The sequence below is a fragment of the Methylobacterium sp. WL18 genome (genome assembly GCF_008040015.1).
Taxonomy (GTDB): domain Bacteria; phylum Pseudomonadota; class Alphaproteobacteria; order Rhizobiales; family Beijerinckiaceae; genus Methylobacterium; species Methylobacterium mesophilicum.
Genome location: NZ_VRVD01000120.1, coordinates 1 through 9,847, shown reverse-complemented (window position 1 = coordinate 9,847; position 9,847 = coordinate 1). Strand labels below are relative to the sequence as shown.

Below are 9,847 nucleotides of genomic sequence, written 5' to 3'. Positions count from 1 at the left end.
GTGCCATCATCGGCGGCGCCATCGCCAACTCGCAGGCGCGGCCCGCGCCGGTAGTCGTGCAGGGCGGCCCGGGCCCGGAGGCAGTGGCATACTGCGCCCGTCGTTTCCGGTCCTACGACGCGTCAAGTGGCACGTACCTCGGCAACGATGGCGACCGTCACGCCTGCCCGTAACCATTCGAACCCCCGGGCCCGCCACGGCAGCGGGCCCGGTGCCAGGACGGCATAGCTTCCGGACGACTCGAGGATCCGTGGGTGTCTCGTGTTGCCGACACCCCGCAGACATCCCCGACCTCGATCCGAAAGCTGAACGTCCATGCGCCCGTATCTCGCCGAATTCTTCGGCACCTTCGTCCTGGTCTTCTGCGGCTGCGGCAGCGCGGTGCTCGCGGCAGATCACATCGGATATGTTGGTGTGTCGCTATCCTTCGGCTTCGTGCTGCTGGCGATGATCTACGCGGTCGGACCGATCTCAGGCTGCCATCTGAATCCGGCCGTTACGCTCGGCCTGACCTTGAGCCGTAAGTTCGATGCCGCCCGGCTGCCGGCCTATATCGCGGCTCAGGTTCTCGGCGCCATCGCGGCTTCCTACATCCTGTACCTGATCGCGCAGGGGCGGCCGGGCTTCGACGCCATCGCCACCGGATTTGCCTCGAACGGCTACGACCTGCGCTCGCCTGAGCACTACAATTTGGCCGCGGCCTTCATCGCCGAGTTCGTCCTGACGACCTTGCTGGTCCTGACCATCCTGGGCTCGACCAACCTCAAGGCTCCGGTGGGGTTTGCGGGCGTCGCCATCGGCATCGTGCTCGTGGTGATCCACCTCGTGTCGATCCCGGTGACCAACACCTCGGTCAACCCGGCACGCAGCATCGGCCCGGCCCTGTTCGCAGGGTGGGCGGCGATCCAGCAAGTATGGCTGTTCGTCGTCGCGCCCCTGCTCGGCGGTGCAGCCGCCGCCGGCCTTTATGCCTCGATGCGCGCCCTCGACCCGGTGCTCCAGATGCCCGAGCGGCAGGGCCTGCAGGCGCTGGCGGGCGAGACCGAACAGCGGATGGAGAAGGCCGGCATCAAGCCGATCGAGTTCTAACAGCCCTTTCCCCACACCTACCTGACCTGGTGCCAGGTCGGATCACGGTTGCCGGAACGGCGGCCGAGCCCCCGCGGGTGGACACCCGTCCGACCCTCCCAACCGACAAGGAATACCGATGAGCAAGGGCTACCCCTCGATGACCGCGCTGCTGGGCCTGCTGGCCGTGGCCGGCTACCAGAACCGCGACAAGCTCGCCGAACTCCTGAAGGGCCACGACACATCGTCGAGCCCCTCGTTAAGCCAGAACCACGGCACCGTCCCGCCGATCCCGAACACCGCTTCCAACACCGGCTCCACGGGCGGTATCGGCAATCTCGGCAGCCTGCTCGGCGGCCTCGGCACGGCTGGCGTCGGTGGCCTGATCGCCAGTGGACTGAGCGAGCTCGTCGACCACTTTACCAAGGGCGGCCATGGCGAGACGGCCAACTCTTGGGTCAACCAGGGCGCCAACCGCGCCATCCCCGAGGCCGACCTCGAACGCGCCATTGGCCCGGATACCCTCGACCACCTCACCCAGCAGACCGGCCTGAGCCGCGGCGCGCTCCTGTCCCGCCTGTCGCGTGAGCTGCCCTCGGCCATTGACCGCTACGCAACAGACGGCCGCTCGCCGGCCTGACCCCACGATGCGGCCGGTGCCCCAGGGCGCCGGCCGCACACGACGCCGGGCGACGCCGCGCCGGGGTTCGATCCACCGCCTTTCCCCGAGCTTGCGAGACCCCCATGGCCATCGACTACCGCTCCGAACTCAGACGCCCCTTGCCCTTCAGCCTCGCGGTCGTGGCGGCCGTGCTGCTGGTCTGGCTCATCGTCGGCTCCATCGCCGGCGCGCGTCAGCGCAGCGCCCGGGACCATCGTATCGAGGACCTGCAGACCCAGCAGGCGGCCCTCCGCACCGACCTGGACCGGCAGATCTCGACAGCCGGCACCTTGACCGCGCTCCAGGCCAAGATCGCCACCGCCCAGCAGCAGGACCAGCAGGCAAGCAAGGCCGCCGAGGAGGCGAAGTCCCGCGCCGCGACCCTGACCCAGGAGCAGCAGGCCGCCGAGGCCAAGGCGGCCGAGGCGAAGAAGACGGCCGAGGCCGAGTCGAAGAAGCTCACCGATCTGCAGTCCCAGGTCTCCCAGGCCGAGGGAAAGCTGGCCCCGCTGCGCGAGGCCATCACCACCGCCGAGAAGGCCGCCGTCGACCGCACCCAGGATCTCGCCGAGGTCGGACGTCGCCTTGAGGACGCCCGGGTGCAGGAGGCCAAGCTCCGCGCCGATCTCGCGACCATGACCCAGGAGGCGACCGCCAAGACCGCCGACCTCGCCAAGGCCGAGGAGCTCCAGCAGAACGCCCGCGAGGCCGCCGCCGCCGCCCAAAAGCAACTGGCCGACGCCCGGACCGCGACGGATCAGGCCACGAAGCAGCGCACGGACACGGATCAGGCCATCACCGCCCTGACTGCCAACAAGGACAAGCTCACCTCAGAGATCGAGCAGGCGAACCGCGACGCCCAGCAGGCCCGCGACGCCCTCGCGAACGTCCGCAAGGAACTCGCCGAGGCTCAGGCCCAGCGCGACCGCGTCGTGTCCGAGCGGGGTCAGGCTGAGCAGGCGTTGCAGAAGCTGTCCGCCGACCGCGATGCCGGTACGGCCGCCCTCGACAGCCTACGGAAGCGCCAGGCCGACGCGCAAGGAGAGCTTGCCACGCTGACCGAGACCCTGGCGACCCGCAACAAGGAGGCCGGGACCCTCGACGAGCGGCTGGCTGCGGCCCGCCAGGACCTGAGCATGGCCCAGGCGAAGCTTTCCGAGGTCCGTCAGCAACTCGCAAACCCGCCCGCCGCTTCGCCGAGCCAGCCGGCTCGCTGAGACACCGTCGGCCCTCCGTGGGCAAACACCCGCGTGGGTCACCCGTCCGGCCCTCCTGCACGAAAAGACTGCTCGATGAACATCCGTATCCTCGCCCTGACGGCAATCGCCCTTGCGGGCGCCCCGGTCGCGTCACGGCCATCCGTGGCACAGGAGGGTCCCGAGATGGAGGCCATGAGGGCGAACTGCGGAGGTGATTACCTTCGCCTGTGCGCCGGCATGAAGCCGGGCGGGCCGGAGGTGAAGGCCTGCTTCAAGCGCAATCGCCAGAATCTTTCGCCGGGATGCTCGCAGGCCATCGACGCCTACGAGCGGTCCCGTGCCGGATCGTCCAGCGAAACCGACGACTAACCGTCCCCGACAACGAAAGCGGGTGTCTCGGAAAACCAGGGGTCGCTGTGCCCCGGCCCGAGGGCGTGTTCCAGGGCATCCGCTCCGACCGAACGAATGCCCGATGACCGGGAGCCCCGGACGGTGATCACGGCGGCATGGGAGACGAGAACACTATGCTGACCCGCCTGAACCGCGCCTTCCTCCGGGTGTTCCCTGCAATCCTTCTTGTCGTCGTGGGATTGCTCGCCGCCATGTTCCGCGGACGTGGCGGTTCCCGCGGGGGGGCGACGCCGCTCGCCCCGGTACCCGCCAGGCAACCTGCGCCTCCGGTGCGACGCCGCGGGGCTGTCATCGCGCTCTTTGCCCTCCTCGTTGGGGGCGGGCTGATGCTGGCCTTGGTTGGCGGTGATGGCGTTCTTTGGCGGCTCGGGTCCCTGCTTCCGTCCTCGAACGGCGAAGGCGGGCGACCGGTGGCGGCCCTATCGCGGCCGGAAGTCGACGCCAGCACAGGAAATCCCTTGGAAGCGGTCGCTCCGGATGGGCCGGTGATTAAGCGGCCGCCGGGCGAACCTGGCGTGGCGATGGCTCCCGGTGCCACTGACCCGGGTGCCCCGTCCTTTGATACCGTCCGCGTCGAGCCGAATGGGGAACTCGTCGTCGCGGGGCGGACGACGCCGAACGGCGCCGTGGAACTTTTGGTCGACGGCAAACCAACCGCCAGGACCGTCGCCGATGTGAACGGCCACTTCGCTATCGTCCCGCCGGCCCTTCCGGCCGGCAACAGCGAAGTCGGCCTTCGGGCGACCGATGAGAAGGGCATCGTTCGCCAATCGCGGGACAGCGTTGCGGTGGCGGTCGCGCCATCGCACGATGCCGAGCCGTTGGTTGCCCTGACATCGCCCGACAAAGCGACCGTGGTGTTGTCGCAACCGGGTTCGTCACGGACGATGATCCGCTCCGTTCCCGAGGCCGTGTCCACTCGACGGACGACGGCGGACACCGCATCCCCGACCCGGCAACGGTCCGGCGAAGTTGCTCCGAGCGATGGCGCCTCGAACGCCATCGGCGCCGACGATGCGGTCCGGTCTAGCCGGACCGGAGCGGGCGTCGGCCCCGACGCAATGGTATCGGATCGAGCCGCCTCCAACGGGATCGCGTCCCGTTCCTCGGAGGCGTATCAGGCCCCGCCACCTGAGCGGGCCGTCGTGACGGGATCGGCGGAGGCCCCCACCAAGGTCGTCAGCATCGATGCGCAGGAAGGCGGCCGGCTGTACGTCAGCGGCAAGGCTCCAGCCGGTGCGACCGTGCGGCTTTACCTCAACGATACCCTGATCGCCCCCGCCACGGTCGGTCGGGACGGCATCGTCAGCTTCACCATCGGCCGAGGCGTCAAGCCGGGGGACTACAAGGTCCGGCTCGATCAGGTCGATGCCGCCTCGGGGAAGGTCTTCAGTCGTGTGGAGGTACCCTTCTCGGTTCCTCATGACGCCCGGATCGCGGGGCCGGACCGTTCGATCCCGGCACCGCCCGAGGCATCACCCGGCGGGAACGGCGCCGGGAAGGTGGCGTCGAACGCATCCTCGGCGGCGGTCGGGCGACAAGGCGAGAACGCAGGCGCGTCTGATGGCCCTCGGGATTCCATAGCCAGCACGTCTGCGACCAAGCCATCACCGGATACGATGAGCGATCCGCTCAGGCCCGAGGCCGCCCCGGGCGCCGTCTACGTACGGGAAGTGAGGACCGCGCGGATCGAGCGCGGCGACAGTCTCTGGGCGATCAGCCGGCGGACCTACGGCGAGGGCGACCGCTACACGGCGATCTACGACGCCAACCATGACCAGATTCGGGACCCTGACCTGATCTATCCTGGCCAGGTCTTCGTGCTGCCGGCCGAAGACCCCATCGATGCAAGTCTAGACGGAAAACGCGGTTAAGGAAAAGCAAATCATGACCAAATTCACCAAGACCGTGACCTATGTCCTCGCCGCCGCGGCCGTCTTCATGCTCGTCGTCGTCGTCCTGCAATCGACGAGCATGCTGGCGAGTTCATGAGGACGCCGATGGCCGGGAGGTTCCCGCTACGATCGACCTCGGTCGGTAGCATGCTGAAATAGGTCCTGTTCGAACCTGGTGGTCTTTAGTTCTTACGCTAACGGGATGGTGTAGGAACGGTATCGTCGCAAAGATGTTTCTCGTCCTTCAGCTTAAGCCGGAGGCGTCCATGCGTATCATGCCGTCTATCTCGACTATGTTTTCAGGTTGGCAAAGTTCGAGCCGGTCAAGCACAGGGAAAAACGGGCGCATCCGCATGATCGGCCCCCACAGGGTGGTCCAAGGTTCAAGTTAGTGCGCGGTAGGCCGCTCCACCACGGGTAGCTTGACTGGCGGAGCGGGTCGGGCGAGCGCGTCCGGCCAAGCGGAGAAGGCTGACCTGAACACTTCCGGTGCCGGCGGCCGGTATCCCAGTGAGGCGTGGGGGCGCACGGTATTGTAGTGACATCTCCAACTTTCGATGACGATCTGCGCCTCATTGAGTGTGTAGAAGATCTCGCCGTTGAGAAGTTCATCGCGAAGCCGCGCGTTGAAGCTTTCAACGTAGCCATTCTCCCACGGTTAACCCGGAGTGATGTAGGCGGTTTTACTGCCGACGCCGGTGATCCAAGCTTGTACAGCCTTCGCGACGAACTCCGGCCCGTTGTCCGAACGGATATGGCCCGGTACGCCACGCAGGACGAACAGATCCGAGAGCACGTCGATCACATCGACCGCCTCGAGCTTGCGGGCGACCTGGATCGCCAAGCATTCATGCGTGAACTCATCGATCACGTTGAGCATCCGGATTTTGCGTCCATCGTGCGTGCGCGCCTCGACAAAGTCATACGACCACACGTGATCGCGGTATTCCGGGCGAAGGCGGATGCAGGAGCCGTCGTTGTCCCAGATCCGCCCTCGCTTGGGCTGCTTGGCCGGGACCTTCAGGCCCTCGCGCCGCCAGATCCGCTCGACGCGCTTGTCGTTGACGAACCAACCCGCCGCCTTCAGCAACGCGCTGATCTTTCGGTAGCCGTAGCGACCGTACCGCTCCGCCAGCGCGATGAGATCAGCCGTCAGCGCCTCCTCGTCGTCGCGGCCCCGCGGCGCATTGCGCTGTGTCGAGCGATGCTGACCGAGCGCCCGGCAGGCGCGGCGCTCAAAGACGACCATCGTCAGCATGATGTGCTCGACACAGGCGCGTCGGCGCGCGGAGCTCAGAAGTTTCCCCGGGACGCCTCCTGAAGGATCAGCTTGTCCAACGTCAGATCGGCAATCGCTCTCCTGAGACGCTGGTTCTCCGTCTCAAGATCCTTCATCCGCTTGATTTGATCTGACTTTAGACTGCCGTACTCCTTGCGCCAGCGATAGTCGGTCACTTCGGTCACGCCGATCGCCCTAATCGAAGCGGCGACGCTTTGTCCTTGTGAGACCAGCACGTCGACCTGACGCAGCTTGCTCACGATCTCCTCGGGCTTGGGTCGTTGGGCCATCGGTTCCGTCCTCTGTCGACTCAAAAGCCATACTTCAGGGCGGACCAGTTCAATGGGGGACGATCAACTCCGACGTTAATGCGTATCGGCAACCGCTAAGGGCTATGAATTTCGCGATGCCAAAATCAGGCCGAGATCGATCATCTGATCAGGACGACGGCCTTCCGCTCGTAGGCCGGCCGGTCGATCTGTCCGACGATGAAGTGCGCGACGTCGGCCCGTGAGATGAGGCCGTTCCGCCACGACGAGGGCTCGGTGAGAACCTTGTAGCGGCCAGTCGTCGATCCGGGGGTAAGAACCCCTGGCCGAACGAACGTCCATTCCAGGCCGCTCTTGCGGATACGCATCTCCTGGGCGTCCTTGTCGTCGTATGCGCGTCCGAAGACGAGGCGGAACGGCACGCGTTGCAGAAGTCCAATCGCGTCGCGGCTGTCGCCGGTGCCGAAGCCGGTAACTGCCAGCAGGCGCCGGACCCCAACCTTCTCCATGGCCGGCACCAGCATGTTGGTCGCGTCGGAGAACAATGTCACCGGCCCGAGCAGGTTCTTCGTCGGCACCCCAAGCGCCTGGACGACGACGTCGATGTCGTCGAGCGCCGAGGCGACGTCACCGGCGTTCAAGGCATCCCCGGGAAAGCGTTCCAGGCCAGCACCTGACAGGGTCATGGCCGTGGCCGAACGTGCGAAGGCCCGCACGCGGTGTCCGGCCGCGAGGGACAACTTCACGGTTTCCAGGCCGATGCCTTTGCTGGCGCCGATGACGAGGACATGGGCCATGGTCGCTTCCTGGGTGGTGGGTCGCGCGACAAGATCCTATCAGCCGCCGACGCGCCATGCGGCCCCTTGACCGACCAATCTGGGCACAGTTGACCGCGTCGGACTGGAAGCCCGAACCCTCGTCGGGATGGCAGTGGGCGTCGAAGACGATTCGCGTGCGCCCAACGCGGTAATCGACACGACAATGGTCGTGCCCGCGGCACCGGTGGTCAGGTCCTCACAGCTCGATCAGGCCCGGCAGGTCCCATGCTTCGCATGAGGACAGATGGGCCTGCAGAGACGCAAGGCTTTCGGACTGCGGGATATGGGGGGTCTCGACAACGGTCGGTCCATCGGTGGTCAGGCGAACTCCGCGTCGACAAAGCCTCGGGTCGCCGGGGTCTTGGGCAACATCTGCAGCGGTTCGATCCGTTCCCTCGACCGGAAGCCGGTGCGAGCGCATGGCTGCGAGAGGTGTACAAGGAACTCGCGCGTCCTCGAAATCGAACGGATCAACTCGGCCTATGGCTCGGTCTTCCCTCAATCGTGTTTTTTGAAGCAACCTCACGCTTCGGAGGACAGATTAGGCAATGAGCCTACGTGACTATATGTTGTCCCGCTCCGCTTGTTCGTAGCATGCCTTGAACACTTCCGAGATCAGTAGATCTGAGTGGCCTGACAATGTAGACGTATCATCGAGGCAAGAACGCACACTGTTCCGGGATGCGGCGCCTGCGTTCGCTGCCTCCATTGTGCGCAAGAGATTGTCTTTATCTGTCGGTGTCGCTGCAGCCCAGGATTTCATACGATCCCCGGCATCGAGTGCTGAGGCAGGAACCGCCAATAGAATGGAAAACAGTACACCAGCAAGGATGCGGTTCATCGTGATTGCCCCGAACTGCCGAAAATAGGATCATAGCCTTGCGGTGTGTTCGGAGGCGGTTTGTGCCAGAAGCTTGCTATGAGCAAACTCGCGCGCCCGAAATCAACGCCCACGCAAACTGAATTAGGTCGCCAAGCTCGATCGCGACGCAGGCGGGGCTTGAGGCAAAACCGCACAAGCAGATGTCTGACATGCCGGGCGTTGTACACCTGAACGCAGACGACCGCAGACTCCGTGCGTAAAACCCACGACCGACGGATGCCTCGACGATGGACAAATTCCTCTACTACTTCGTGACGCTGCTTGAGTCCGCGCTGTCGGTCGTGGGCATCCGCGGGACCTATGAAGAGCCGCGCTACGCGGTCGTCGAGCGGCTCGACCGTGGGGTCGAAGTCCGGGCCTACGACGGACGCGTTGCCGTCGAGACGGATGCCAGCGGACAGCAGGACGGACAGGCGTTCGGTCGGCTGTTCCGGTACATAACCGGAGCGAATGGTGGTGGTCAGCGGATCGCCATGACGACGCCCGTCGAGAGCGAAGGCCGCCTGATCGCGATGACGGTCCCGGTCGAGCAGGGCGCCCGGGGAACGATGCGGTTCTACCTGCCGAAGGCGGTCGTCGAATCCGGTGCGCCGGAGCCGACCGAACGCGGTGTGAGACTGGTTCGCATCCCGCCGGAACGGTTGGCCGTCCTGCGCTTTTCCGGCACCGCATCGCCCGCGGCGAGGGACGAGCAAGCCCGTACCTTGACGATGGTGGTGGAAGCCGCCGGAAGAAATCCAGCGGATCAACCCGTCTTCATGGGCTACGATCCGCCGTTCTCGGTGCCATTCCTGCGCCGGAACGAGGTCGCGGTACGACTGAAATCCCCCTCGTCTTGAGTTGCGCTACCTGGAGCGACGGCTCGGTGTCGTGTTTCCGCAGATGTACGCCGCTCCGGCGCTCGTGGCCGGAACAGACCTCGTCGCGACCCTGACGAACGGCGTCGTCGTCGGATCGGGTCTGGACGGGAAGCTCACGGTCCGACCCGTGCCGGTCCCGCTCGCCCCGCTCGATTTCCATCTCCTCTGGCACAGGCGCGCGGACGGCCATCCGGTGACCTGACCGGCTGGCTTTGGACCGGGCTGATTGAGAGGATCAGCCAGGACCGGAAGAGTCGGACATGCGGCGAGGTCAGAAGACGAACGCGGAGCAGGCGGTGCTCAAGCTGCGCCAGATCGAGGTGCAGACAGCTCAGGGCAAGAGTTTGGCCCCTGCATGCAGAGAGGCGGAAATCTCCGAGCAGAGCTATTATCGCTGGCGTAAGGAGTACGGCGGCCTGAAGGTCGATCAGGCCAAGAAGATGAAGGATCTGGAGCGCGAGAACGCCCGGCTTCGTCGCCTGGTAGCCGATTTATCTCTGGCGG

At 65.6% G+C, this 9,847-nt stretch carries 10 protein-coding genes and 1 pseudogene; 9 read left to right on the top strand and 2 right to left on the bottom strand.

Annotated features, from left to right (window positions below; translation table 11 throughout):
- The 6 genes from FV228_RS11610 to FV228_RS11585 form a co-directional block, all read left to right on the top strand.
- The coding region (locus tag FV228_RS11610; protein WP_147854765.1) for a BA14K family protein at positions 1 to 173 on the top strand (173 nt) is incomplete at its 5' end.
- Between the two features lie 142 nt (positions 174 to 315).
- Positions 316 to 1,089 (top strand): aquaporin Z, encoded by a 774-nt coding sequence (aqpZ, locus tag FV228_RS11605; RefSeq protein ID WP_147854764.1) that lies wholly within the window; start codon positions 316 to 318, stop codon positions 1,087 to 1,089.
- 118 nt (positions 1,090 to 1,207) lie between these two features.
- Complete coding sequence (locus FV228_RS11600) at positions 1,208 to 1,708, top strand: YidB family protein (RefSeq protein WP_147854763.1); 501 nt, start codon at positions 1,208 to 1,210, stop codon at positions 1,706 to 1,708.
- A 104-nt stretch (positions 1,709 to 1,812) separates the two neighbouring features.
- Positions 1,813 to 2,946: a chromosome partitioning protein ParA gene (locus FV228_RS11595; RefSeq protein ID WP_147854762.1), complete on the top strand. Its 1,134-nt coding sequence runs from the start codon at positions 1,813 to 1,815 to the stop codon at positions 2,944 to 2,946.
- A gap of 75 nt (positions 2,947 to 3,021) precedes the next feature.
- Positions 3,022 to 3,297, top strand: a complete 276-nt coding sequence (locus FV228_RS11590) for a hypothetical protein (protein ID WP_147854761.1) — start codon at positions 3,022 to 3,024, stop codon at positions 3,295 to 3,297.
- 155 nt (positions 3,298 to 3,452) lie between these two features.
- Positions 3,453 to 5,213, top strand: a complete 1,761-nt coding sequence (locus tag FV228_RS11585) for a LysM peptidoglycan-binding domain-containing protein (RefSeq protein WP_246693888.1) — start codon at positions 3,453 to 3,455, stop codon at positions 5,211 to 5,213.
- Positions 5,214 to 5,622: 409 nt separating this feature from the next.
- Here the strand turns inward: FV228_RS11585 and FV228_RS11580 are convergent.
- A pseudogene (locus tag FV228_RS11580) lies at positions 5,623 to 6,803 on the bottom strand (IS3 family transposase).
- 140 nt (positions 6,804 to 6,943) lie between these two features.
- Complete coding sequence (locus FV228_RS11575; RefSeq protein ID WP_147854760.1) at positions 6,944 to 7,579, bottom strand: NAD(P)H-binding protein; 636 nt, start codon at positions 7,577 to 7,579, stop codon at positions 6,944 to 6,946.
- Between the two features lie 1,131 nt (positions 7,580 to 8,710).
- Here FV228_RS11575 and FV228_RS11570 point away from each other — a divergent pair.
- The 3 genes from FV228_RS11570 to FV228_RS11560 all read left to right on the top strand — a co-directional run.
- Complete coding sequence (locus FV228_RS11570; protein ID WP_147854759.1) at positions 8,711 to 9,322, top strand: heme-binding protein; 612 nt, start codon at positions 8,711 to 8,713, stop codon at positions 9,320 to 9,322.
- A gap of 31 nt (positions 9,323 to 9,353) precedes the next feature.
- Positions 9,354 to 9,545, top strand: a complete 192-nt coding sequence (locus tag FV228_RS11565; protein WP_147854758.1) for a hypothetical protein — start codon at positions 9,354 to 9,356, stop codon at positions 9,543 to 9,545.
- A 58-nt stretch (positions 9,546 to 9,603) separates the two neighbouring features.
- On the top strand, positions 9,604 to 9,847 hold a 244-nt coding region (locus tag FV228_RS11560; protein ID WP_147854757.1), incomplete at its 3' end, for a transposase.